The sequence below is a fragment of the Pseudomonas sp. MDT1-16 genome (genome assembly GCF_054898115.1).
This window is the reverse complement of record NZ_CM142717.1, coordinates 3,681,728-3,707,193: the sequence shown is the minus strand read 5'-3', so window position 1 is coordinate 3,707,193 and position 25,466 is coordinate 3,681,728. Positions and strand designations below refer to the sequence as shown.

Below are 25,466 nucleotides of genomic sequence, written 5' to 3'. Positions count from 1 at the left end.
ATTCTTATCGTCCCGTGTCCTCCCCACAGAGATCGAGGGCAATCTAAATGGCCAATTTCAACAAGTCGGACCTGGAATTCATCCTCAAACAAATCTTCATCGCAGAAGCCCATGCCGACGGCGCCAGCCTCAGTGATTTGCTACCCAACAGTCAGGTGCCATTCGGCCTGCGTACCGTCGATGGCAGCTACAACAACCTGGTCGCCGGGCAAACCGAATTTGGCGCCGCGGACAATTCTTTCCTGCGCCTGCTGGATGCCTCTTATAGAGCGGCCTATGCCGGGACCGGGTCGGTGATCGACCCGCAGCCACGGATTATCAGTAACCTGATCAATGATCAGACCGCCAGCAACCCGGCCGCGGTTGCGGCGAACGGCGGTGCCGACGCGGTGATCAGCCCAGGTTTCGATGGTGTGTTCGGCACGGCCGACGACAAGGAAGTGTTCTTCATCCCCAACCAGTCGCCGGACGTTGGTCTGACCGCCGGCTTCAACTCGTGGATGACCTTCTTTGGCCAGTTCTTCGACCACGGCCTCGACCTGCTCAGCAAGAGCAGTACCGACATTGTGTTTATTCCGTTGCAGCCGGACGATCCGTTGTTCGTGCCGGGCAGCCCGACCAACTTCATGGTGCTGTCACGGGCAGTGCGTACGGCCGGCGCGGACGGAATTGTCGGCACTGCCGATGATGGCCAGCCCAACACCACCTCGCCGTTCGTAGACCAGAGCCAGACTTACAGCTCGCACCCGTCGCATCAGGTGTTCCTGCGCGAGTACGTCCTCAACGCGGCAGGTGACCCTGTTGCAACGGGGCGCTTGATTACCAACCGCGATCTGGGCGCCGATGGCAAGTTCGGCACTGCCGATGATGGCGGCGCCGAAAATGGTGGCATGGCGACCTGGGCAGTGGTCAAGGCCCAGGCCCGTGACATTCTCGGCATCAACCTGACCGACGCCGATGTGCACAACGTGCCGCTGCTGGCAACCGATGCGTATGGCAACTTCATGCGGGGCTCGAACGGTATGCCGCAAGTGGTGATGCGCATCAGTAACGGCGCTGACAATATCGCCGGGACGGCTGATGACGTCACGCAACTGGTCGAAGGCAACCGGGATGCTCCGATCAGTCTGGCCAGCGCCGTGAGCACCGGGCATGGCTTCCTCGACGACATCGCCCACAATGCCGCGCCGGTAGTCGTCGGCGGGGTTCTGCAGGCAGATGCCGACGCCGATATCGGCAATGCGCAGCCCGTTGGCGCGGGCGGCAAAAACCTGACCTACGACAACGAACTGCTCGACGCTCACTACATTGCCGGCGATGGCCGGGCGAACGAGAACATCGGTCTGACCGCCGTGCACCATGTGTTCCACTCCGAGCACAACCGCCTGGTCCTGCAATCCAAGGAAACCATCCTGGCCGCTGGCGATCTGGCGTTCCTCAATGAGTGGCTGGTCGACGACGTTGCCGCGATACCGACTACACTCGCCGAAATCGCAGCATTGGTGTGGGACGGCGAACGGCTGTTCCAGGCCGCCAAGTTCGGCACCGAGATGCAGTACCAGCACCTGGTGTTCGAGGAGTTCGCGCGGACCGTTCAGCCGCAGATCGACGAATTCCTTGCCCCCAACGGCTATGACACCTCGATCAATCCGGCCATCCTCGCCGAGTTCGCCCACGTGGTGTACCGCTTCGGTCACTCGATGTTGACCGAGACTGTCGATCGCTTCGACCCCGAATTCAATCCGCTCCTCACGGACCCGAACAACCCGGACTCGCAACTCGGTCTGATCGCGGCCTTCCTCAACCCGCTGGCGTTCGCCGGCAGCGGGGCTACCGCGGACGAAGCGGCAGGCGCGATCATTCGCGGTGTGACCCGCCAGCTCGGCAACGAGATCGACGAGTTCGTCACCGAAGCGTTGCGCAACAATCTGCTCGGTCTGCCCCTCGATTTGCCGGCCCTGAACCTGGCGCGTGGTCGCGACACTGGCATCCCCACGTTAAATGAGGCGCGGCGTGAGTTCTACCAATCAACCGGTGACAGCCAGCTCAAGCCGTACATCAGTTGGGCTGACTGGGCGGACAACCTCAAGCACCCCGAGTCGTTGGTCAACTTCATCGCGGCCTATGGCACGCATGACACCATTACGGCCGCGACTACGCTGGCAGGCAAACGCGATGCTGCCCTGGCGCTGGTGTTCGGTGGTGCCGGTTCGCCGGCTGACCGCCTGGACTTCCTCAACGGCAGCGGTGCCTGGGCCAACGTAACGAAGGCAGGCAGGGATGGGGTACTGGGTACCGCAGACGACCTGACGGGTGTAACGATCACGGGCGTCGACGACATCGACTTCTGGGTCGGTGGCCTCGCCGAGCAGAAGATGCCGTTCGGCGGGATGCTCGGCTCGTCGTTCAACTTCGTGTTTGAGACCCAGATGGAGGCGTTGCAGAACGGCGACCGCTTCTACTATCTATCGCGCGTCGCGGGGCTGAACTTCGGCACCGAGTTGGAAAACAACTCCTTTGCCAAGCTGATCATGCTCAACACCGATGTCACTCACTTGTCGAACACCGTGTTCCTGACGCCGACGTACACCCTGGAAGTGAATCAGACCAATCAGTTCACAAACCTTGGCGCGGGCGGCAAAGCCGATCCGACGGGCGGCCTGATGATCAACGGCGTGGAAATCGTGGCGCTGGTGATCCGCGACAACCCCAACACTGTTGGCGCGGACAGTAATTATCTGCAGTACACCGGTGAAGACCATGTCGTCCTCGGCGGCACCGCCGGCAATGACATCATTGTCTCCGGTGATGGCGATGACACCCTTTACGGCGACGGCGGCAACGATCGCCTCGAAGGCGGCGCCGGGAACGATGCGGTACTGGGTGGCGCGGGCGATGACATCATCACCGACTCGTTCGGCGACAACCGTCTGGAAGGCAACGCCGGTAATGATGTGATCGTCGCCGGTAGCATGCTGGTGGGAGGCAACCTCATCCTGGGGGGCGATGGCCAGGACTTCATCATCACCACCGAAGACGTCAGCATCACCTTCGGCGGTCAGGGTGACGATTTCATCCTCGGCGCCAAGACCAACCTGCCAGCCACCGGCAACGAAGGAGATGACTGGATCGAGAAGGGCACCCAGGACGGTGCACCTGGCGATAACGCCTCGCCGTTGCTCAATGACGAGACGATCGGCAACGATATCTTTGTCGGTGGTGGTGGCTTCGACGAAATGATCGGCGAGGGTGGCGATGACATCTTTGTCGGCAGCGATGCCCAGGACAATATGGACGGCATGTCCGGTTTCGACTGGGTAACCCACAAAAATGACAGGGTCGGCGTGACCGTTGACCTGACCATGGCCGCGCTGGCGCAGCCACACGGCAACGCGCCAAACCAGAACAACGGGCCGTTCAACCCGGTCGGCGCGTCGCCGGCCTCGATCCTCGACCGTTTTGCCGAGGTCGAAGGCTTGTCTGGTTCGCAATTCGGCGATGTGCTCAAGGGCGATAATGTTAATGCGGTCACTATCGTCGACCACGGTGGCACCACGGGCAGTGCGCTGACCAATGTGGCGTTGATCCGCGGACTGGAGCAGTTTCTGGCCGACGCCGGTTTGCCGACCACCGGCTTTGCCACGGGCAACATCATCCTGGGTGGCAATGGCAGTGACCTGATTGAGGGCCGCGGTGGTGATGATCTGATTGATGGCGACAAATGGCTCAACGTCAGGATTGCGGTCTATGACGCCGGTGACGTCAATCATACCGGCCCCGAGATTGCCACCTTCGACAGCATGGTCGACATGATTCCGTTCATGATCGATGGCACGTATAACCCGGGTCAGCTCAAGGCCGTGCGGGAAATCCTGCCGGGCAGCTCGACGGGCGGGGCGGCTTTCGACACCGCCATTTTCTCCGGGCTTCAATCCGAGTATGTGGTGACGCGTGACACCCGCGGCACGGCCGATGTAGCGGACGATGTCTGGACGGTGACCGATACCGAAGTGGGTCGCGACGGCACCGATACCTTGCTGCATATCGAACGCCTGCAGTTTTCCGATACCCAGCAAGTGCTGGTGCCGGGGCTGAATGCACAACCGCTCGGCAGGCCAACCGTCACGGATGCAAACGGCGGCGCAATCACAGTGGGCGATACGCTGACGGTGAACGTGGCCGGGGTGCGCGATGCGAACAACATCGCGGTGGGTAATCTGCAGGGTTTTATCAACAACGCCTCGGTGTCCTACTTTTGGCAGTTCGAAGCCGACCCGGGCACCGGCATTTTCGAAGACATCATTCTGCTGCCTGCCGGTGACCTGGCATTCCAGAGCGCAGACGGCACCGCCTTCAAGGTCTCGCCTGATCTTGCCGGGCTGTCACTGCGGGTCAAGGCGATCTATCAGGATGGTCATGGCACGACTGAAGTGCTGTTCTCGCAGCCGACTGCCGTGGTGGAACCCGGCGCGCCGGTTGTGCCGACGGCCCAGACACCCGTCGTCAACGCCACCGAGGGCGGCGAGGGCCTTCACATGGTCCGCTCCGACCTCAACTTCATCCTTGATCAGATCAAGATTGCCGAGGCGAACGCGGCGGGTCAGGACATCCTTTCGCTGATCCCGAATATCCGCGCGCCGTTGGGCCTGCGTGCGGTCGATGGCTCGAACAACAACCTGATGAACCTCAACGGCATCAACAACACCGAGTTTGGTGCCGCCGATAACGTCTTTCCGCGCGTGACCGATCCGGTCTTCAATCCCGCGGAAGGTGCGCCTGCCGGCTTCTTCGGCCCCGGCTCGCCGGCCATTCCGGGATCGTCGTATCAGCAGACCAGCGGCTACGTGTTTGACTCGCAACCGCGCACCATCAGTAATCTGATCGTCGACCAGACGTCGAACAACCCGGCGGCCTACGCCACGGCTTACGACCCGGGTGCGGACGGTGTGCTCAACTTCGGCGCGGAGGATAACGACGACGTGCTCAAGGATGGCACACGGATAGTCGCCAGCCCCGGCATGGATGGTCAGTTCGGTACTGCCGACGACCACGATGTGTACCTGTTCGAGAACACCACGGCGGATGCAGGGTTGTCCGCGCCGTTCAACGCCTGGATGACCTTCTTCGGGCAGTTCTTCGATCATGGTCTGGACCTGCTGACCAAAGGCGGTTCGGGCACCATCTTCATCCCGCTGCAACCGGATGATCCGCTGTATGTGCCAGGTGGCCACACCAACTTCATGGTGCTGACCCGCGCGACCAACCTGCCAGGGGCGGACGGCGTTCTCGGCACGGCCGACGACATCCATGAACACACCAACACCACGTCGCCATTCGTGGACCAAAACCAGACCTACAGCTCGCACCCGTCGCACCAGGTGTTCCTGCGCGGTTATGAGCTGACCGACAACGGCCCCATCGCGACCGGCAGACTGATCACTAACCGTGACCTGGGGGCGGATGGCAAGTTTGGGACTGCAGACGACAGCGAAATCGGTGGTATGGCGACCTGGAAGGTGGTCAAGGCGCAGGCCAACGACATCCTGGGTATCCGCCTGACCGATGCCGACGTCAATAACTCGCCGCTGTTGGCGACCGACGCCTATGGCAATTTCATCAAGGGGCCGAACGGCTTCCCGATGGTCGTGATGAAGGGGGTTGACGGTCTGGGCGGCACGGCTGATGACGTTCTGGTCGAAGGCAATCCGCTTTCCCCCATTAGCCTGACCAATGCGGTGCGCACCGGTCACCAGTTCCTCGCCGACATTGCCCACAATGCAGCGCCGGTGTTCAGCAGTGGCGTGCTCGTGCCTGACGCGGATTCCGATATTGGCAACGCAGTGCCGGCCAATCCGCACACCGGGGCCAACCTGGCCTACGACAACGAGTTGCTCGATGCGCATTACATCGCTGGCGACGGCCGGGTCAACGAGAACATTGGCCTGACCGCGGTCCATGCGATTTTCCACTCCGAGCACAATCGGCTGGTCGCGCAGACCAAGGACACCGTGCTCGATTCGGGTGACCTGGCCTTCCTCAACGAGTGGCTGCTGACCCCGGTGAGCGGTTTACCCGCCAACCAGACGGAGATCGATGCGCTGGTGTGGAATGGCGAGCGCCTGTTCCAGGCTGCCAAGTTCGGCACCGAGATGCAGTATCAGCATCTGGTGTTCGAGGAGTTTGCCCGGACCATCCAGCCTAACGTCGACCTGTTCTTTGCACCGACCCAGGTCTATGACGTTGACCTCGATGCCTCGATCGTCGCCGAGTTCGCCCACACCGTGTACCGGTTTGGCCACTCGATGCTGACCGAGACCGTCGATCGCTTCGACGTCGATTTCAACGTGGTCGGTGATCCGAACAGTGCTAATCCTGATCAGCAACTCGGCCTGATCGCGGCGTTCCTCAACCCGTTGGCGTACGCCGCCAGTGGCGTAACGCCCGAGGATGCGACCAGTGCGATCGTGCGTGGGATGACTCGGCAAGCCGGTAACGAAATCGACGAATTCGTCACCGAGGCGCTGCGCAGTAACCTGCTCGGCCTGCCGCTTGACCTGCCGGCGATCAATATCGCCCGTGGCCGCGACGTGGGGATTCCTTCGCTCAATGCGGTCCGCCGCGACATCTACAGCCAAACCGGTGATACCCAACTCAAGCCGTACACCAGCTGGGTCGACCTGGTGCAGCACCTCAAACACCCAGAGTCGTTGATCAACTTCATCGCGGCCTATGGCACTCATGACACGATCACGGCGGCGACCACGCTGGAAGGCAAACGCGCTGCAGCCCTGGCGCTGGTATTGGGTGGTACGGGTGCGCCGGCTGACCGTCTGGACTTCCTCAACGGCACTGGCACTTGGGCCAACGTGACGCGGGCCGGCAAGGATGGGCTGCTGGGGACTGCCGACGATCTGAGAGGTGTGACCGTTACGGGCGTCGATGCCATCGACCTCTGGATCGGCGGCCTGGCCGAAGAGAAAACTCCGTTCGGCGGCATGCTCGGCTCGACCTTCAACTTCGTGTTCGAGAACCAGTTGGAAAAACTGCAGGACGGTGACCGCTTCTACTATCTGGAGCGTACCGCTGGCCTGTCGATGAATGCCGAACTGGAAAGCAACTCGTTCGCCAAGCTGATCATGGCCAACACCTCGGCCACGCACTTGCCGGGGCTGGTGTTCTCGGACCCAGGGTTCTATCTGGAAAGGGACCAGAGCAAGCAGTACAACGATGGCCTGGGCAACGCCGATCCGCTTGGCGAGAATGGCGAGCAGGTGGTGTTCCGCGACAACCCGCTGACGGCGGGGCCGGACGCCAACTACATCCGGTACTCGGGTGAAGAGCACATCGTGCTAGGCGGTACCAACGGCGCAGACATCCTCGTTTCGAGTGAAGGTGATGACACGGTCTGGGGTGACGGCGGCAACGATCGCATCGAAGGGGGTGACGGCAACGACCAACTGCGCGGTGGCGCCGGCGACGACATCATCACCGACCGCGGTGGCGACGATAACATCCAGGGTGGCGACGGCAACGACGTGCTGCACGGTGGCAATGGCGTCAACCTGATCATTGGCGGGTTCGGTAATGACTTCATCGTGACCGGTGAAGACGCTTCCGAGGCCATTGGTGGCCACGGCAACGACTTCATTCTGGGCAGCAAAGCCAACGAACAGGACATGGGCAACGAAGGCGACGACTGGATCGAGAAGGGCACCTCGGACGGTGCACCTGGCGACAACTTCGACCCGCTCGGCAACGACCCTGTCATCGGCCACGATGTGTTCATCGGCGGTAACGAGAACGATAAGTTCAACGGCGAAGGCGGCGACGACATCATGGTCGGCAGTCTCGGCTTCGGTGACCGCTATATCGGCGGCTCCGGCTATGACTGGGCAACCTTCAAGGGGCTCGCCCAGGGCGTGACCATCGATTTCACCGACCGCTTTTTCAATGTTCCGCCGCTGCCGGGTTCGGGTGCTTCGGCGCAGGTGCGTTTCGACATCATGGAAGGTCTGTCGGGGTCATCGCACGGTGACTTCCTGCGCGGTGATAACGAAGATGCCACCTCGCTGCCCACTGCGGGTGCAACCGGCAGTGTGTTGACCAACATTGACCTGATCGACGGCCTGGCTGATCTGCTGCCCGCCGGAGCGACGTTCTTCGACGGCGGCAACATCATCCTCGGCGGTAGCGGCAGCGACCTGATCGAAGGTCGCGGTGGTGACGACATCATCGACGGTGACAAGTGGCTGAACGTACGCATCAGCGTACGGGCGAACGCTGACGGCACTGGCGCGGAAATCGCCACGTTCAACAGCATGGAGCCACTGGTGCCGTTTATGCTGAACGGTACTTACAACCCGGGCCAGTTGGTCATCGTGCGGGAGATTCTGACCGGCAATGACAGCTTCGACACTGCGTTGTTCTCCGGTAATGCAGGGGAATACAGCGTCGAGATCGATGGCGACACGGTCATTGTGACCGACTCGGTGGCGGGGCGTGATGGCGTCGATCGCTTGACGGGCATCGAGCGACTGCAGTTCGCTGACGTTGCGCAGTTGTCCGGAGTGGGGACCGCGCAAAACAACGACCCCTCGGGTCATCTGGCAATCCTCGATGCTGCCACCGGTGTGCGTGACGAAACGCCGGTTGCTGGCCAGTTGTTGCGCGTCAGTGATCGGGCGGTACACGACGCGGACAACCAAAGCGTGACCAATCCGACCGGCGCGGTGACCGGTGGGGTGGCTTACTACTGGCAGGTCGAAACCATTGCCGGCTCGGGCATCTATGACGACATCACCTTCGTCGCCGCTGGCGAGGCATCGCGGGCGAGCGGCACCACCTACCGGGTGACGGACGATGTGGCAGGTCTGAACATCCGCGTTCGGGCGGTGTACCAGGATGCCAAGGGTACGCTGGAGATCGTCGACTCGTCTGGTAACAGCGAACCGACTGAAGGGCCGACCGTCACCGGGCTTGCCGTGCAGAACCAGCTGTTGACCGCTGACCCGACGAGCATCATTGACCTCGATGGCCTGAGCAATCCGCAGTTCACCTACCAATGGCAGGCGAACGACGGGCTTGGCTTCGTCAACATCGCCGGCGCTACCGCTAGCACGTTCGCGCTTGGCCAGGCTCAGGTCGGCCAGGAAGTGCGCGTGGTGATGGGTTACGTGGATGACTTCGGTGTGGCCGAAAGCGTTTCGTCCAACATTCTGGGGCCGGTGGACAACGTCAACGATGCACCGACTGAAGGGCCAACCGTAACTGGGCTTGCAGTGCAGAACCAGCTGTTGACCGCTGACCCGGCGAGCATCATCGACATTGATGGCCTGAGCAATCCGCAGTTCACCTACCAGTGGCAGGCGAGCAACGGGCTTGGCTTCGTCAACATCGACGGCGCTACCGGTAGCACGTTCGCGCTTGGCCAGACTCAGGTCGGGCAGGAAGTGCGCGTGGTGGTCGGTTACGTGGATGACTTCGGTGCGGCCGAAAGCGTTTCCTCCAACATCCTGGGGCCAGTGGCCAACGTCAACGATGCACCGACAGGCGCGTTGCTGATCAGCGATACGACACCGGATCAAGGGCAGGTGCTGACCGCGCTGACGGCTGGGATTGCCGATCCGGATGGGCTGGGCACCTTCAGCTTCCAGTGGCAGCAAGGTGTCGGCGCGTCCTTCACCGACATCAACGGCGCCACCGCTGCGACCTTCACCCCTGGTGCGGCGCAGGTCAATCTGCAACTGCGAGTGATCGTGCGCTACACCGATGGCTTCGGTACGCTGGAGTCGGTGACCTCAGCGGCGACGGTGGCGGTTGCGGCACTGGGCGTGGTGCTGCAGGGCAACGAGTTGGCGAACACCCTCACCGGCACCCCAGGAAACGATGTGCTGCTTGGCCTGGGCGGGAACGATACGCTGAATGGCCTCGCCGGTATCGACCAGTTGTTTGGCGGCACTGGCAACGACATCCTCAACGGCGGAGACGACAACGACGTCCTCAATGGCGAGGACGGCAACGACACCCTCAACGGTGGGCTCGGCGCGGATGCCATGAACGGCGGTGCTGGCAACGACACGTTTGTGGTCGACAACGTCGGTGACCTTGTCACCGAGGCGCTGGGTGGTGGTACCGATCTGGTGCAAACCAGCCTGACGAGCTACCAGCTCGGTGCCAACGTCGAGAACCTGACCTATACGGGCGCCGGTAACTTCACCGGTACCGGTAACGCGCAGGCCAACATCATCACCGGCGGGGTGGGTAACGACCTCCTCAATGGCGGTGCAGGTGCTGACCGGATGCTGGGGGGCGCCGGCAACGATACCTACGTCGTCGATGCAGCCTTAGACGTGGTGGTCGAGGTGGCGGGTGGCGGTACGGACACCGTGCAGACTTCGCTGGCCAGCCACACGCTGGGCGGTAATGTCGAGAACCTGACCTACACCGGAGTCGGCAACTTCGTCGGTAACGGTAACGGGTTGAACAACGTCATCACCGGCGGGGTGGGTAATGACACCCTCAATGGTGGCGGCGGCAACGACCAACTGTTCGGTGGCATTGGCACGGATACCCTGAACGGTGGCACTGGCAATGACTTTATCGATGGCGGTACTGGCAACGATACGGTCACTGGCGGTGCCGGCAACGACATGATGGTTGCCAGCAGTGGCAACGATATCTTCATGTTCGCAGCGGGCTTCGGGACCGATCAGATCATCGGCTTCGATGCCGACGCGGTGGGAGGCCAGGACCGGCTCGATATTTCCGCGTTCGGCGTCACTGCTGCGACCTTTGCCGGCAGCGTCATCATCACCGATGTCGGTGCGGATACCTTGCTCAGCTACGCAGGACCTGACTCCATCCGCCTGGTCGGTGTGGCCGATGCAACAACCGTCACTGCCGCAGACTTCATTCTCGCCACTTGAGGTCCTGATCAGTACTGTTGCAGACGCTTGGAAAGCGGAGGGGAGGGCATGGACGCCCTCCCTTTTTTTAATCGGTTTTCGACACACCCGCCGCCTGTCACCCAAACGTGATGAATGCTTCCCACTGACTCTTAACTGCTGAACAAGCCGATAAGACTCCAGGCTGCCCCTATCGAAAAAATGAAAAGAATGAGAACCAGCGTGAGGATTAGCGGCTCGATGCGCATGAAAGTGACTCCTCAGAAGGGCTAGCAATGCGCGCCTGATCTTCGGCGCAGGTGTTTTTCAAGGCAACGGTTGCCTGTACAAGGAGTGCCCCAGGAAAGCTGTTTTTCCAGTGGTAACAGCTTCAAACTCGCAATTAATGCGCTAGTGAACGCACAGCATTCTCTATGCCAAAAAATTGAACAGCCTATAATTCCCCGCTTGCGGGGCAGCCTGATTCTGTGGCCAGTGCTCCAGCAAAAAAGTTGAAATAGGATGCGGGTCATACAGCCCATTTATGGGGGATTTCTCTTAACGTGGGCGTGGCAAAATCACAGGGAACTTCAAGTTGTTATTGGAGGCCGGTTCTGGCGCGCTCTGTCCGCTTACGGCTGGGGTACGTGCTTGCGCCTTTCGCGACCTGCTGATATTGACCTGATGTGGACACTGAAAAAGGAACGGCAGTTGAACGAACAGACATTGTCCATGCGCCTGGAGCGCGTGGTGGCGCATGTGCCAGCAGGTGCGCGCCTGGCCGATATCGGCTCGGATCACGGCTACCTGCCGGTGGCGTTGATGCGCCGTGGCGCCATCGCGGCGGCGGTGGCCGGCGAGGTGGCATTGACGCCGTTCCGCTCGGCCGAACGTACCGTGCGCGCGAACGGCCTGGACCCACGGATCACCGTGCGCCTGGCCAATGGCCTGGCGGCGATCGAGCCGGGAGACGGGATTACGGCGATCAGTATCTGTGGCATGGGCGGCGAGACGATCCGCGACATCCTCGACAGCGGCAAGGCGCACCTGCGCGGCCAGGAGCGCCTGATTCTGCAGCCCAACGGCGGCGAGCAGCCATTGCGCCAATGGCTAATGGAAAATGGCTACCGCATCCTCTGCGAGGAAGTGCTGCGGGAAAACCGTTTCGACTACGAAATCATCGTCGCCGAGCGCGCCGGGCCGGTGATGTACACCGCCGAGGAGCTGTACTTCGGCCCGCTGCAGATGCAGGCACGCAGCCCGGCGTTCCTGGTCAAGTGGCAGCGCATACTGCGCCACAAGCAGCAGACCCTGACCCACTTCGCCCGGGCGCGGCAGGCCGTGCCCGAGGAGAAGGTGCGGGACGTCGCCCGACAGGCCCGGTGGATCACCGAGCTGCTGGCTTGAGCCTGAGACGAAGCGAGGGCCAATATGAATCGCCCTCAGATTCGTAGACACATCTGAGGGTTTGTGCCCTGGGGAAGATTGCGAATGAGGGAATGGGGCTCTGCGTGTTGCCGTATGGAATTGCGAGCAAAGGTGCAGTACTTTGTATTTGTAACGCCCTCGTGCCGCAAACCTGTTCTGGTTGAAAGGTGGATTTCATGAACAACATCATCTACATCGTCGGTTTAGTTGTGGTCGTCGTGGTTATCCTGTCGTTCCTCGGATTTGCATAGGTTCGAAGGCCACTTTGTTCCTCGTTTGTGTTCGATTTTCCCTGACGTGGGCGTCCGCCTCACTGGCGCTCTACTAATTTCTGCACTCCGCCAACACCACTTTGCAGGTATTCGGCGTGCCGCCGGATCGGCCGGCGTAGCGTATGCAATTATCCAGGGATTTTTTGCGAGCCATGTTCAAGGTGGAGCCCCAAGCCAGGCCGCCCTCGCCAGCAGTGGGTAGCGCTTTTGCAAAGCAGCTTGAGCCTGTGCTTGGGGCCAAATAGCGAGTCGTGGCAGCTTTGCCTGTACATCCTGCTGTCAGCGCCAGGTTGATGGCGAGCAGGGAGGGTAGGAACCATGACGAGCATTGGCGCGCTGTTTTTCCGGTCATCCCATTTCCCCATTATCAAGAGGCTAGAGGCGTGTTTGTGGTCGTGTTCCACTCAGATTAGACCGTGTTGCGCCTGCCCTTGGGTCGGTTTAGCGGATTTAGCGCATTTGGGCAGGGCCTTAAAACACACAACGGCTGATGCTGCGGTTAAACTTCGCGCTCTTTCTAAAGGAGTTCATATGAGTTACTACCAGCCGGGCATTCTCGCCACCCCAGTACCGCCTCAAGCCCGTCATATGTTCTTCGCACTTCAATCCGCCGCTGCATTGCCGGCCGCGCTGGAAAATCTGCAGGGGCTGGTAGACGGGAAGTCGGCAGTGGCCGGTTTCGGTGAATCCCTGGTCAAGGCCCTTAAAGGGCAAATCGAAGGCCTGCGCACCTTTCCAGCGTTGACCGGTGTCGGCGTTGACAACCCGTCGACCCAGCACGCCCTGTGGTGCTGGTTGCACGGTGTCGACCGTGGCGAATTGCTCAATCGCAGCAACGCCATCGAAGCCGCGCTGGCACCCGCCCTGCGCCTGGTGGAGATGAACGAAACCTTCCGCCACCTCACCGGCCATGACCTGACCGGTTACGAAGATGGCACCGAAAACCCTCACGACGAAGCCGCGGTCGCCGCCGCGCTGGTAAGTGACGGCGCTGACGGAAGGGTCGGCGGCAGCTTCGCCGCGATCCAACAGTGGCAGCACGACCTGAAGGGCTTCCACGCGATGCCGTCCCATGAGAAGGACAACATCATGGGCCGTCGTTTGAGCGACAACGAAGAGATCGACGACGCGCCGATCTCCGCGCACGTCAAACGCACCGCCCAGGAAAGCTTTGCCCCCGAGGCATTCGTGGTGCGCCGTTCCATGCCCTGGATCGAAGGCGACCGCGCCGGCCTGATGTTCCTGGCCTTCGGTTTCTCCCTCGACGCCTTCGAAGCTCAACTGCGGCGCATGAGCGGTCTGGAAGACGGCATCACCGACGGTTTGTACCGCATCAGCCGACCGATCACCGGCGGCTACTACTGGTGCCCGCCGCTCAAGGACGGCCATCTTGACCTGCGCGCACTGGGCGTCGGCTAACCATCAGGGAGTGAATATGAACGTGGTGCGCTGGGGCATGATCGGTTGTGGCAGCGTCGCTGAACGCAAGAGCGGGCCGGCTTTCTACAAGGTGCCTGGCTCGGCGCTGGTGGCGGTGATGGGCCGGCGTCTGGAAGCGGTGACGGATTACGCCGCGCGCCACGGCATCGCTCGGGTCCACACCGATGTCGAAGCGCTGATCAACGATCCCGAAGTGGACGCGGTGTACATCGCCACACCACCTGACAGTCATCACGCTTACGCCTTGCGGGTGGCCGCCGCCGGTAAACATTGCTGCGTCGAAAAACCCATGTCGCTGAATGCCGGGCAAAGCCGTGAAATGCAAAAGGTCTTTGCCGATGCCGGGCTGCACCTGTTTGTTTCTTACTACCGTCGCTCACTGCCGCGCTTCCAGCAGGTGCGGCAATGGCTGGAAGAGGGGCGGATCGGCGAGGTCCGGCACTTGACCTGGACGCTCACGAAAGCGCCATCGGCGGCGGATCAGGATGGCACCGATAACTGGCGTACCGACCCGGAGATTGCTGGTGGTGGTTATTTCGCCGACCTGGCCAGCCATGGCTTCGACCTGTTCCAGTACTTGCTCGGTGACATCGTCGAAGTCGCCGGATTTACCGCTCGGCAAGCCGGTTTGTATGCCGCTGAAGACGCCGTCAGCGCCAGTTGGCGTTTTGCTGGCGGGGCCTTGGGTATGGGCTGCTGGATTTTTGTTGCAGATCGCCGCGAAGATCGGGTCGAACTGATCGGTAGCAAAGGCCGGATTACCTTTTCCGTATTCGATGAACATCCGGTTCAGCTTGAAGCCGATGAAAAACTCAGCCTGCACATCGACAATCACCCGCACATTCAGTGGCATCACGTGTTGGGCATGAACGCGCACATTCGGGGTGAAGCGCAGCATCCGGCCGTGGCCGAACAGGCATTGAAAACCGATTGGGTGATGGACCAGATCCTCAAGCGCGATTAACGCATGGCTGAATGCCCCGCCGATGTAGCAGCTGCCGAGCCCGCGAGGCTGCGTTCGGCTCGGGCTGCGTTCGGACGCAGCAGTTGTGAAATCAGGTAGTGCGGTGTGTCAGGGTAACTTTGCATGCAGGGTATACGACTGCTGGCGCAGCCACCCGCAGCCTCGGTCGTTTGCGTTACGTCCCGGCCCTCGATGCGTTGATCAAAACCAGAGACGCCTGCTCATCCAGTGGGACCGGATCGCCGCATCGCCGCTCCCACAATGGTTAGTGGTCGTCAGAAGGATTTGCTGATACTCGCCACCACCGTCGCGGTGCAGACGTCGCCGAACCCGTAGTTGCTGATGCATTGGCTTTTCGACAAATCGGTATCGATGTAACTGAGGCCCACCAACACGCCGGCCAAATCATGAGTCAATTTCGCCTCCCATTCGTGGTACGCGTCCTCGGCGTGACCGTTTGACGAGTACAGGCGCGGGTCTTTGAAATCCATTTCGCCGTAACGCAGTTTCAGGCCCAGCCCATAGGGCAATTCAGTTTCATAACCGACGTAGCGGTAGAGCGAACTCTGTTTGCTGTCGATACCGGGCGCATCAGCGGAGTAATAGGCCGCGAGTTTCACGCCATAGACGTTGAGAATGCCGTAGACCTCGCTCTGGTTGAACTGGCCTTCTTTTGAGTAGGCATATTTGAGGTAGCCGACGTCCAGGCTGACGGCGTCGGTGGCTTGCCAGAGCCAACCGGCGTAGTAGTCGATTTCCTGCCGGGTTTTCAGGCCGCCACCGAAGTCGACGTTTGAACTCCATGCGCCCAGGTACAAGCCAGTGCTGTGGGCCAGGGTTACGCCGGCTTGCACGGCGGGGTCGTTCTGAGTTTGCGAAATGCCGCGGGTGCGGTAGTCGCTGGCGAGAGTCAGGTCGACCAGCACGGAGAAATCGTCATTCAAGGGCATCGCCTGGCTGCTCAAAGGCAGCAAACTCAAAGAACCGAGGGCGAACAGGGTGAAAGCTTTCATGGGGTGCGTCCCGTTATTGTGATTGTTATGGGCAGTTTTTTTGGGCAAGGCTTGCCGAGCCCCGGCGATGAGCGCGGGGCGGGCAGTGGTTTCAGGTGATTGTTCTTAGAAAGTCGGTGCGTAAACTTCGCGCCCGGCGAACCAGGTTTGCAGCACTTGGGTGTCGTGCAGGGCTTTGTTGTCGACGCTGAACACGTCACGGTCCAGCACGATGAAATCAGCTTGCTTGCCGGGGCTCAACGAACCGATTTGCTTCTCTTACCCGATGGTACGGGCAGCGTTCAGGGTGTAGGCGTAAAACATCGTTTCGCGGTCGATGCGTTCATCGGCGTTCAGCACACCCAGCGGACCGTCGCGGGTGATGGCCTGGGCCATGGCGTTCCACGGGTTGGGCGAGGACACCGGCCAGTCACTGGCGCCCGCGATGGTCGCGGCCTGTTTGAGCAAGGAGTGCGCCGGGTACTGATAGCGGAAGGCGAGTGCGCTGACATACGGCTTGATCATGTCCAGGGTGTATTCGTCGGCGCTGGCCCACAGCAGTTGCATCGAGGCGATGACGTTGAGCGGTTTGAACCGCGCAAACTCTTTCGGGTTGACCATTTGCAGGTGCGTGATCGAATGCGTCACGCCGCTCTGGCGATCCTTGCGCGCCTGGGCGATGCCATTCAGCGATTCGCGCACCGCGCGGTCGCCGATGGCGTGGATGTGCACCAGCCAGCCGCGTTGATCGATGGCGCTGACCAGTTCGCCGAAATGCTTAGGATCGATCAGCAATTCGCCCTGTTTGTGCGAGTTGGTGTAGGGATCGATCATCGCCGCGCTCTGGGCCGGGTATTCGATCACGCCGTCGGCGAAGATCTTGATGCCGGGCAGGGTCAGGTTGGGGATGCCCTGAAATTGCTGGCGGACTTTGTCCAGGGTGTCGAGGTCGGCCGGTACGCTTTTCGAATTGGCCACCAGCAGCGCGGCGACGTGAGCGGTCATGCCACCGGTTTCCGACAGCGCCTTGTACACCGGCAGCACGCCGACGGTTTTTTCCGTGGGAGTGAGGGCGAATACCGGCTCGCCGGGGGCGGCGTTGGCGGCGGGGTCCATCCACGCGGTGATGCCCTGGCTGTTGTTGTAGCGCACCGCGGTTTGCGCGGCCTTCAGCATGTCGGCGGCGCTCGGTACGGGCATTTTTGACGCGACGCGATCCCAGCCGGCGTCCACCAGGAACCCGTTGGGGCTGCCATTGGCGCGCTTGCCGATGGTGTCTTTTTCGGCGTCCGGCAGGTTTTTCAGCAGCGCCGCATCAACGCCGGCGCGCTTGAGCATGACGTCGTTGGCCCACGCAGTGTGGTGGTCGCTGCCGGTGAACACTACGGGCACTTCGGCCCATTCCCCTGTGTTGAATGTCTTGCCGAAGGCCTCGGCCTGGGCCCAGTAAGCGGAACTCATGCCGGCCACGCTCAGCACATCGCCCTGTTTCGCTTTGCCATCGTCACGCCAGGCGCGCAGGCGTTTTTCCAGCTCAACGAGGTCGACCACCTCGTCTCCCATGTTGGCCGAGGCCATTTCCAGACCGCCGAAAATCGCGTGGGAATGGCTGTCGATCAGGCCGGGCATCAGGGTCTTGCCGCCCAGATCGATGACTTTGGTTCCCGACTCGATCAAGGCCTTGATCTGCGCATCGCTGCCGACCTGCAACACTTTGCCGTCCTGCACCGCCAACGCCTGAACCTTGGGCTGGCTGCGGTCGGCGGTGAAAATCTTGCCGTTCAGCAACACCAGATCGGTCGCTGCCATGGCTTCCAACGAGGCAAAACACACTGCCACCATCAATAGATTCGGGATGAATTTTTTCATTGAATGTTTCCTTGTTATTGCGTCTGATGGCCAGATTAGTGGCTTGTCACGGCAAGCAGAACGCCTCGCTCACGAAAAACGTTTTTGCCTGAATGGAAAAAGAATGGACAAGTTGGGTGCATTGAAAATGTTCGTGGTCACGGCGCAATTGGGCAGTTTCAGCCGCGCCGCCGAGCAACTGGGCAAGACGCCTTCGGCCCTGACCAAAGCGGTCAATCACCTGGAAGCCGAGCTTGGCGCCCGGCTGTTCGAGCGCAGTACCCGGCGAATTCTGCTGACGGAAGTGGGGCGGCTCTACCTGGAAACCGCGCGTCAGGTATTGCAACGGTTGGAGGAGGCCGGCGAGGAAATCGAGCAAATGCAGCATGGCCTGCGCGGCAGTCTGAAAATCACCGCGCCGCTGGCCTATGGGCAGGCCTTTCTTGATCAGGTGTGTGGTGGATTTCTGGAGCAATACCCGCAGATCAATCTGCAAGTGGACCTGTGCGATGAGTTCGTCAATCTGCTGGAAAGTGGCTACGACCTGGCGTTGCGCGAAGGTCATGACGACTTGCCGGGGTTGATCGCCCGCGTCGTCGGCAGTAACCGTCTGGCGTTGTGCGGCAGCCCGGCTTATCTGGCGCGCAAGGGGCTGCCGGTGACTCCGCAAACCCTCGATGACCACGAATGGTTGCTGTATCGCCATCCGTTGCTCAGCCGCGAATTCTGGTGGGCCGAGCGCGACGGCCAGCGGTTGAGCCTGCCGCAACCGCAGGCGCCGCGCTTGCGCAGCGACAATTACGACCTGCTGCTGGCCAATGCGCTGGCGGGGCGCGGGTTGCTGCACACGCCGCTGTGGAGTGCCGCGCCGTATCTGGCCGACGGTCGACTGGTGCGGGTGATGGCCGACTACGACATCGATCCGGACAGCTTTGGCGCGCACATTCTGGCGGTGTACCCGAGCCATCGGCGGGCGACCGCCAAAGTGGTGGCTTTCATCGATTACATCGCAGGTTTTCTGGCGTCTCGTGACTTGAATGATGACGCCGGCCACTCTCGTCACTGACCTGGCTCCCCCTGTAGGAGCTGTCGAGTGAAACGAGGCTGCGATCTTTTGACTTTGATTTTTAAAGGCAAGATCAAAAGATCGCAGCCTCGTTTCACTCGACAGCTCCTACAAGTCCTTGTCAGGAAAAAAGCAAAAGAGTACAAATGTACTCCATGACGACTTTAACTCCCCGCCGTACCGCCATCCTGACGTTTATCCGCGATCGAATCGCTGAACACGGTCAGTCCCCGAGCCTCGCTGAAATCAGCGAGGCGTTCGGTTTTGCCTCCCGCAGCGTGGCGCGCAAGCATGTGCTGGCGCTGACCGAAGCCGGTTTCATCGAGGTCAATGCGCATCAGGCCCGGGGCATTCGTTTGCTCGGGCAACCGGCGCGGCCCGAGCTGCTGGATATTCCGGTACTCGGTCGGGTGGCGGCGGGTGCGCCGATCGGTGCCGATGCCGAGGTTCACAGCCGCTTGCTGTTCGACCCGTCGATCTTCTCGCGGGTGCCGGATTACATGCTGCGGGTCCAGGGCGACTCGATGATCGAGGACGGCATTCTCGACGGCGATCTGGTGGGCGTGCACCGCAATCCCGAGGCGGTCAACGGCCAGATCGTCGTCGCGCGACTCGACGGCGAAGTCACCATCAAACGTTTCGAGCGAGTCGGCGATGTTGTCCGACTGCTGCCGCGCAACCCGGCCTATAAGCCGATCATCGTCGACGCCGATCAGGACCTGGCCATCGAAGGGGTGTTCTGCGGCCTGGTGAGGCAAGGATGATGGGCGCCGTCGTTGCGCTGGATACGCTGTTCAATGGCGGCCAGGTCTGGAAGGGCCGGCCTGCGCCACCGGCCGTCAGCCCGCAACCCACCGGGCATGCCGCGCTGGATGCGGCGTTGCCTACTGGCGGTTGGCCGGAAGCGGCGCTGACCGAAATCCTTTTGGCCGGGCAGGGCGTCGGTGAATTGCAACTGGTGTGGCCGGCGTTGGCGCGGTTGTCGGCCGCGGGCGAGCGCATCGTGCTGGTGGCACCGCCTTACGTGCCGTATCCCCAGGCCTGGCAGAACGCCGGGGTCGATCTGCGCCAGTTGTCGATCATCCAGGCCAGCGAGCGCGATGCGCTGTGGGCGGCCGAACAATGCCTGCGTTCGGGCAGTTGCGGTGCGGTGTTGTGCTGGCCGCACAAGGCTGATGACCGGGCGCTGCGGCGCTTGCAGGTGGCGGCGGAAACCGGCTCGACCCTGGCGTTCGCCTATCGCTCGATCAATGAAGCCATCAACCCTTCGCCAGCCGCTTTGCGCATCGCCATCGACGCCAGGCCTGCGCAATTGCGAGTGCTCAAGTGCCGGGGCGGGTTGGCGCGCTCGGCGCCGATTGCCTTTCCCGTGGGGCATTGAGGTTGCCATGCGCTGGGTCTGCATTCTTTTCCCGCAATTGGCGCTGGACGCGGTACTGCGTCAGCGCTCCGATCCCGATGCGCCGCTGGCGCTGTTGACCGGCCCGGCCCAGCGGCGGATGTTGCAGGCGGTCAACGGTTCGGCGCGGGCGCTGGGCTTGCGTCCCGGCCAGTCGATGACCGCCGCGCAGGCGCTGAGCAAAGGGTTTGCCACGGCCGAATACGATGCCGCCGAGATCGAACACTGGCAGCAGTTTCTGGCTGCATGGGCCTACCGCTTCAGCGCTCAGGTCAGCGTGCATTACCCGCGTGCGGTGGTGTTTGAAATCGAGTCCAGCCTGGGATTGTTCGGCGCCTGGCCGCAATTCGAGGCGCGGTTACGGACCGAGCTCGGCGAACTGGGGTTTCGCCATCGGATTGTTGCCGCGCCCAACCCGGCGGCCGCGCGGGTGCTGGCCAACGCGTATGACGGTCTGGTGGTGCCCGACGATCAAGCCTTGCACCATCATCTTGGGCAGTTGCCCATCGACCGGATCGGGCTGGAGACCAGCGTCGCCACGGCGTTGTCGCGCATGGGGCTGCGCACTTTGAGTCAGGTTCAGGCGTTGCCTCGCCATAGTCTGGCCCGGCGTTTCGAGGCCCAGGTGCTCAAGCATCTGGACACCTTGCTCGGGTTACGGCGGCTGGCGCTGACGTTCTACCTGCCGCCGGACCGCTTCGATGTGCGCATCGAGCTCAACTTCGATGTGCAGTCCCATCAGGCGCTGCTGTTTCCGTTACGCCGGCTGACCGGCGATCTGTCGACGTTTCTTTGCGGGCGGGACAGCGGCGTGCAGCGTTTCGACCTGCACCTGGAGCATGCCGGGTTGCCGGACACCCTCATCAAGGTCGGCCTGCTCAGCGCCGAACGTGATCCGGCGATGCTCTTCGAACTGGCCCGAGGGCGGCTGGAACAGGTTCAGGTCGAGGCCCCGGTGCGCGGTTTTCGTCTGCGCGCCGAAGACTTGCCGGCCTTCGTTCCCCAGTATCAGGAGCTGTTCGACGACCGTCCGCAGCAGTCCTTGCCCTGGGAGCAACTGCGCGAACGCTTGCGGGCGCGGTTGGGAGATGGCGCGGTGCAGGGTTTGCGGTTCCAGGCCGATCACCGGCCGGAATGCGCGTGGCAGGCCAGTGTCGACAGTCAGCGCTGTGGCGGGCTGCCTGCAGTGCAACGACCGGGCTGGCTGCTGACTGAACCGCTGGCGGTGCACGAAGGTTCGACACGCATCCTGATGGGGCCGGAACGCATCGAGTCCGGGTGGTGGGACGGTGACGATGTGCGCCGCGATTACTTCCTGATCGAAACCCGCTCCGGCCAGCAGGGCTGGGCCTATCGTGCGGTCGGTGAGGACGGCCCGTTGTGGCTGCAGGGGTGGTTCGCATGAGCATCGATTACGCCGAACTGCACTGCCTGTCGAACTTCAGTTTCCAGCGCGGTGCTTCCAGTGCCCTCGAACTGTTTCAACGGGCGAAAAAACAGGGCTATCAGGCCTTGGCAATCACCGATGAATGCACCCTGGCCGGTATCGTCCGCGCCTGGCAAGCGGCCAAATCCGTGGAGCTGCCGTTGATCATCGGCAGCGAAGTGCGGATCGAGAACGGCCCGAAACTGGTGCTGCTGGTGGAAAACCTCGAGGGTTACCAAACCCTGTGCCGACTGATTACCCGAGCCCGACGCCGAACGCAGAAAGGCCAGTATCAAGTGCTGCGGGAAGACTTCAGCGAACCCTTGCCGGGGCTGTTGGCGTTGTGGGTGCCGGACGCTGTCGATGACGTTGAACAGGGTCACTGGCTGAAGCAGACCTTCGCCGAACGCCTGTGGCTGGCCGTCCAGCTACATCGCGGCCAGGACGATACACGACGGCTGGCTGCGCTGCTGACCCTGGCGGGCGAACTGCGAATCCCGGCAGTGGCCAGCGGCGATGTGCACATGCACGCTCGCGGCCGGCGCGCCTTGCAGGACACCATGACTGCGATCCGTCATCACGTGCCGGTGGCGGAGGCCGGGTTGCGTCTTCATCCCAATGGCGAGCGGCATGTGCGCAGTCTCGATGCGCTGCAATCGATCTATCCGCAAGCATTGCTCGACGAAACGCTGAACATCGCCCGACGCTGCACCTTCGACCTCGGTCAGTTGCGTTATCAATATCCCCGGGAGTTGGTACCACAAGGCCAGACTGCCACGTCCTGGCTGCGTCATTTGACCGAAGAGGGCATCGCGTGGCGTTGGTCAAAAGACCCGCAGGCCAAGGTGCTGACGCAGATCGACAAGGAACTGGAGCTGATCGCCGAACTGGGCTACGAAAGCTATTTCCTGACGGTCCACGACATTGTGCGTTTCGCCCGTGAGCAAAAAATCCTGTGTCAGGGCCGTGGTTCGGCGGCCAACTCGGCGGTGTGTTTTGCCTTGGGCATCACGGAAATCGATCCGGATCGCACCACGCTGTTGTTCGAGCGCTTTCTCTCCAGGGAACGCAACGAGCCGCCGGACATCGACGTCGATTTCGAGCATGAGCGTCGCGAAGAAGTCTTGCAGTACGTGTTCCAGCGTTATGGCCGGACCCGCGCGGCGCTCACGGCGGTGGTCAGCACGTATCACGCGGCCGGCGCGGTGCGTGATGTGGCCAAGGCCTTGGGGTTGCCGCCGGATCAGATCAACGCCCTGGCCGATTGCTGTGGCCACTGGAGTGATACAACACCGCCCGTGGAACGCCTGCTTGAAGGCGGGTTCGATCCCGAAAGCCCGGTATTGCGCCGGGTGCTGAGCCTGACGGGGCAGTTGATCGGTTTCCCCCGACACCTGTCCCAGCACCCCGGCGGTTTCGTGATTTCCGAGCAGCCTCTGGACAGCCTGGTCCCGGTGGAAAACGCCGCCATGGCCGAGCGCACCATCATCCAGTGGGACAAGGATGATCTGGATGCGGTCGGGCTGCTCAAGGTGGATATTCTGGCGTTGGGCATGCTCAGTGCGATCCGCCGCTGTTTCGATCTGTTGCGCCGCCATCGCCATCGGGACCTGAGCCTGGCGACGATCCCGGCCGAAGACCCGCAAACCTACGACATGATCGGCCGTGCGGACACCATCGGCGTGTTCCAGATCGAGTCCCGGGCGCAGATGTCGATGCTGCCGAGGCTCAAGCCCCGGACCTTCTATGACCTGGTGATCGAGGTGGCGATCGTCCGTCCGGGGCCGATTCAGGGCGGAATGGTGCATCCGTACCTGCGACGCCGAAACAAGGAAGAACCCGAGGTCTATCCGTCCCCGGCACTGGAAGTCGTGCTCAAGCGCACGCTGGGCGTGCCGCTGTTTCAGGAACAGGTCATGCAGATTGCGATTGTCGCCGCCGACTACAGCCCCGGCGAGGCCGATCAGTTGCGCCGCTCCATGGCGGCCTGGAAACGCCACGGCGGGCTCGAACCGCACAAGGATCGCCTGGCCGCCGGGATGAAGAAAAACGGCTACACGGCCGAGTTTGCCGCGCAGATTTTTGAACAGATCAAAGGCTTCGGCAGTTACGGTTTTCCCGAGTCACACGCCGCCAGTTTCGCCTTGCTGACTTACGCCAGTTGCTGGTTGAAATGCCACGAGCCGGCGGCCTTCGCCTGTGCGCTGATCAACAGCTGGCCCATGGGTTTCTACAGCCCGGACCAGATTCTGCAGGACGCGCGCCGGCATCATTTGCAGATTCGCCCGGTGGACGTGCGCGCCAGTGACTGGGATTGCAGCCTCGAACCGATCACCGGTGCCCAGCCGGCGATTCGCATGGGGTTGCGGATGATCAAGGGTTTTCGCGAGGACGATGCCCGGCGCATCGAAACGGCGAGGTCGAAGGGGACGTTTATCGACATTGCCGACCTCGGCGAGCGGGCACGACTCGATGCCCGCGCCCAGGAGCAACTGGCCGATGCCGGTGCGCTACGTGGGCTGGCCGGCGACCGTCATCGGGCGCGCTGGGAAGTGGCGGGTGTACAGAAACAGCTCGGCTTGTTTACCGGTCTGCCGAGTCAGGAGGAGGGCGCGGTGTCGTTACCCAAACCCACCGTGGGCGAGGACCTGCTAGCCGATTACACCAGTGTCGGCACCACGCTCGGTCCGCATCCGCTGGCGTTGTTGCGGGGTGAATTGAAGGCCCGGCGTTGCCGCAGTTCGAAGGAGCTGCTGGATGTCGAGCATGGAAGACCGGTCAGCGTCGCCGGGCTGGTGACCGGTCGGCAGCGTCCGGGTACCGCCAGTGGCGTGACCTTTGTCACCCTTGAAGATGAGTTCGGCAACGTCAACGTGGTGGTCTGGCGCGACTTGGCCGACCGGCAGCGCCAGGTGTTGGTCGGCTCGCAATTGCTCAAGGTTGATGGGCGCTGGGAAAAGGAAGGCGAGGTGCGGCATTTGATTGCCGGACGGTTGAGCGACCTGAGTCCATTGCTCGACGGCATCAGTGTGCGCAGCCGGGATTTTCGTTAACCGTGGGAACGATCACGCCCTCATTTACCCAAAGGCCAAAACCGCTCCCCACCCCCCGGGGCATCCGTCCACGCCTGCAACGACCGTGTCGGCAAGTCAAAATAATCCCGAGTACGCGCATACCCATGCCCACCCATCCGCCCAATCGCATCCAGCCCCAGCTGATCGATATACAGGGTTTTCGGGTCGATCAATTCATCCCGCACATGGGCCATCAGCACTTCGCCAAAGATAATCTCCCGCGACTGCCCGATGGACAGCGCCATCATCCGCCGACACTCCAGAGCCACCGGTGCTTCGCCGATTCGTGGGCATTTGACCGTGGTGCCGGGAATGGCGGTAAGGCCGGCGGCAGTCAGCTCGTCGAAACCGGGGGCAAACGGCACGGCGCAGACATTCATGGCTTCCACCAGGGCATCGCTGACGATGTTTACGGTGAATTCCTGGTTGAGCTGGATATTGCGAGTGGTGTCCTTGGGACTTTGGTCTCCGTAGTTTTCCACGCCTAGCGCGAGGATCGGCGGGTCGGCCGAGAGGGCGTTGAAGAAGCTGAAGGGCGCGGCGTTGATCCGACCTTCACCGTCGATGGTGGTGACCAGGGCAATCGGCCGTGGCACCACGCTGCCGATCAGAATCTTGTACTTGTCTCGCGGACTCAATTGGCTGAAGTCGAAGCTTTGCATGGGCAGAACTCT

General features: G+C 61.6%; 12 protein-coding genes and 1 pseudogene. 9 read left to right on the top strand and 4 right to left on the bottom strand.

From position 1 onward, the window contains the following. The first annotated feature begins 47 nt into the window (after positions 1 to 47). Together ACYZT3_RS16840 and ACYZT3_RS16835 are read left to right on the top strand one after the other, a co-directional pair. Complete coding sequence (locus tag ACYZT3_RS16840) at positions 48 to 10,925, top strand: peroxidase family protein (RefSeq protein ID WP_462030329.1); 10,878 nt, start codon at positions 48 to 50, stop codon at positions 10,923 to 10,925. A gap of 669 nt (positions 10,926 to 11,594) precedes the next feature. Next, on the top strand, positions 11,595 to 12,290 hold the full coding sequence (locus tag ACYZT3_RS16835; RefSeq protein ID WP_462030328.1) for a tRNA (adenine(22)-N(1))-methyltransferase: 696 nt from the start codon (positions 11,595 to 11,597) through the stop codon (positions 12,288 to 12,290). 345 nt (positions 12,291 to 12,635) lie between these two features. Here ACYZT3_RS16835 and ACYZT3_RS16830 read toward each other — a convergent pair whose 3' ends face one another. Further along, positions 12,636 to 12,935 carry a hypothetical protein gene (locus ACYZT3_RS16830; protein WP_282376003.1) on the bottom strand — a complete coding sequence of 100 codons (300 nt, stop codon included), beginning with the start codon at positions 12,933 to 12,935 and terminating at the stop codon, positions 12,636 to 12,638. Positions 12,936 to 13,114: 179 nt separating this feature from the next. Between ACYZT3_RS16830 and ACYZT3_RS16825 the strand changes: the two genes are divergently transcribed. Together ACYZT3_RS16825 and ACYZT3_RS16820 are read left to right on the top strand one after the other, a co-directional pair. Beyond that, a complete protein-coding gene (locus ACYZT3_RS16825) occupies positions 13,115 to 14,002 on the top strand; it encodes a Dyp-type peroxidase (RefSeq protein ID WP_282376002.1) in 888 nt (295 codons plus the stop codon). A gap of 16 nt (positions 14,003 to 14,018) precedes the next feature. Continuing rightward, a complete protein-coding gene (locus ACYZT3_RS16820) occupies positions 14,019 to 14,987 on the top strand; it encodes a Gfo/Idh/MocA family protein (protein ID WP_282376001.1) in 969 nt (322 codons plus the stop codon). A gap of 275 nt (positions 14,988 to 15,262) precedes the next feature. Here ACYZT3_RS16820 and ACYZT3_RS16815 read toward each other — a convergent pair whose 3' ends face one another. Beyond that, positions 15,263 to 16,000: a TorF family putative porin gene (locus tag ACYZT3_RS16815; RefSeq protein ID WP_282375999.1), complete on the bottom strand. Its 738-nt coding sequence runs from the start codon at positions 15,998 to 16,000 to the stop codon at positions 15,263 to 15,265. Positions 16,001 to 16,105: 105 nt separating this feature from the next. Continuing rightward, positions 16,106 to 17,848 (bottom strand): annotated as a pseudogene (locus ACYZT3_RS16810) (amidohydrolase). Between the two features lie 103 nt (positions 17,849 to 17,951). On the opposite strand from ACYZT3_RS16810, the gene ACYZT3_RS16805 reads away from it, so the two are divergent. The 5 genes from ACYZT3_RS16805 (at position 17,952) to ACYZT3_RS16785 (ending at position 24,771) form a co-directional block, all read left to right on the top strand. Then, entirely contained in the window at positions 17,952 to 18,893 is a 942-nt protein-coding gene (locus ACYZT3_RS16805; protein ID WP_282375997.1) for a LysR family transcriptional regulator, read from the top strand. A gap of 146 nt (positions 18,894 to 19,039) precedes the next feature. Continuing rightward, a complete protein-coding gene (lexA, locus tag ACYZT3_RS16800) occupies positions 19,040 to 19,657 on the top strand; it encodes a transcriptional repressor LexA (protein WP_462030327.1) in 618 nt (205 codons plus the stop codon). Then, the gene (gene imuA, locus ACYZT3_RS16795) at positions 19,657 to 20,274 is read left to right on the top strand and encodes a translesion DNA synthesis-associated protein ImuA (RefSeq protein WP_033061610.1); all 618 of its coding nucleotides are present in this window, start codon (positions 19,657 to 19,659) and stop codon (positions 20,272 to 20,274) included. The genes lexA and imuA overlap by 1 nt, the downstream gene beginning before the upstream one ends. Before the next feature lie 7 nt (positions 20,275 to 20,281). After that, positions 20,282 to 21,697, top strand: a complete 1,416-nt coding sequence (locus ACYZT3_RS16790) for a Y-family DNA polymerase (protein ID WP_462030326.1) — start codon at positions 20,282 to 20,284, stop codon at positions 21,695 to 21,697. Further along, complete coding sequence (locus ACYZT3_RS16785) at positions 21,673 to 24,771, top strand: error-prone DNA polymerase (protein WP_462030325.1); 3,099 nt, start codon at positions 21,673 to 21,675, stop codon at positions 24,769 to 24,771. The genes ACYZT3_RS16790 and ACYZT3_RS16785 overlap by 25 nt, the downstream gene beginning before the upstream one ends. 20 nt (positions 24,772 to 24,791) lie before the next feature. Here ACYZT3_RS16785 and ACYZT3_RS16780 read toward each other — a convergent pair whose 3' ends face one another. Continuing rightward, entirely contained in the window at positions 24,792 to 25,454 is a 663-nt protein-coding gene (locus tag ACYZT3_RS16780) for a flavin reductase family protein (protein WP_282375993.1), read from the bottom strand. Positions 25,455 to 25,466: the final 12 nt, after the last annotated feature.

Excerpts from the sequence above, each read along its gene's own strand:
- ACYZT3_RS16840 (WP_462030329.1), top strand. The coding sequence starts at position 48 with ATGGCCAATTTCAACAAGTCGGACCTGGAATTCATCCTCAAACAAATC.
- ACYZT3_RS16830 (WP_282376003.1), bottom strand. The coding sequence starts at position 12,935 with ATGACCGGAAAAACAGCGCGCCAATGCTCGTCATGGTTCCTACCCTCC.
- ACYZT3_RS16825 (WP_282376002.1), top strand. The coding sequence starts at position 13,115 with ATGAGTTACTACCAGCCGGGCATTCTCGCCACCCCAGTACCGCCTCAA.
- ACYZT3_RS16820 (WP_282376001.1), top strand. The coding sequence starts at position 14,019 with ATGAACGTGGTGCGCTGGGGCATGATCGGTTGTGGCAGCGTCGCTGAA.
- ACYZT3_RS16815 (WP_282375999.1), bottom strand. The coding sequence starts at position 16,000 with ATGAAAGCTTTCACCCTGTTCGCCCTCGGTTCTTTGAGTTTGCTGCCT.
- ACYZT3_RS16805 (WP_282375997.1), top strand. The coding sequence starts at position 17,952 with ATGGACAAGTTGGGTGCATTGAAAATGTTCGTGGTCACGGCGCAATTG.
- lexA (WP_462030327.1), top strand. The coding sequence starts at position 19,040 with ATGTACTCCATGACGACTTTAACTCCCCGCCGTACCGCCATCCTGACG.
- imuA (WP_033061610.1), top strand. The coding sequence starts at position 19,657 with ATGGGCGCCGTCGTTGCGCTGGATACGCTGTTCAATGGCGGCCAGGTC.
- ACYZT3_RS16790 (WP_462030326.1), top strand. The coding sequence starts at position 20,282 with ATGCGCTGGGTCTGCATTCTTTTCCCGCAATTGGCGCTGGACGCGGTA.
- ACYZT3_RS16780 (WP_282375993.1), bottom strand. The coding sequence starts at position 25,454 with ATGCAAAGCTTCGACTTCAGCCAATTGAGTCCGCGAGACAAGTACAAG.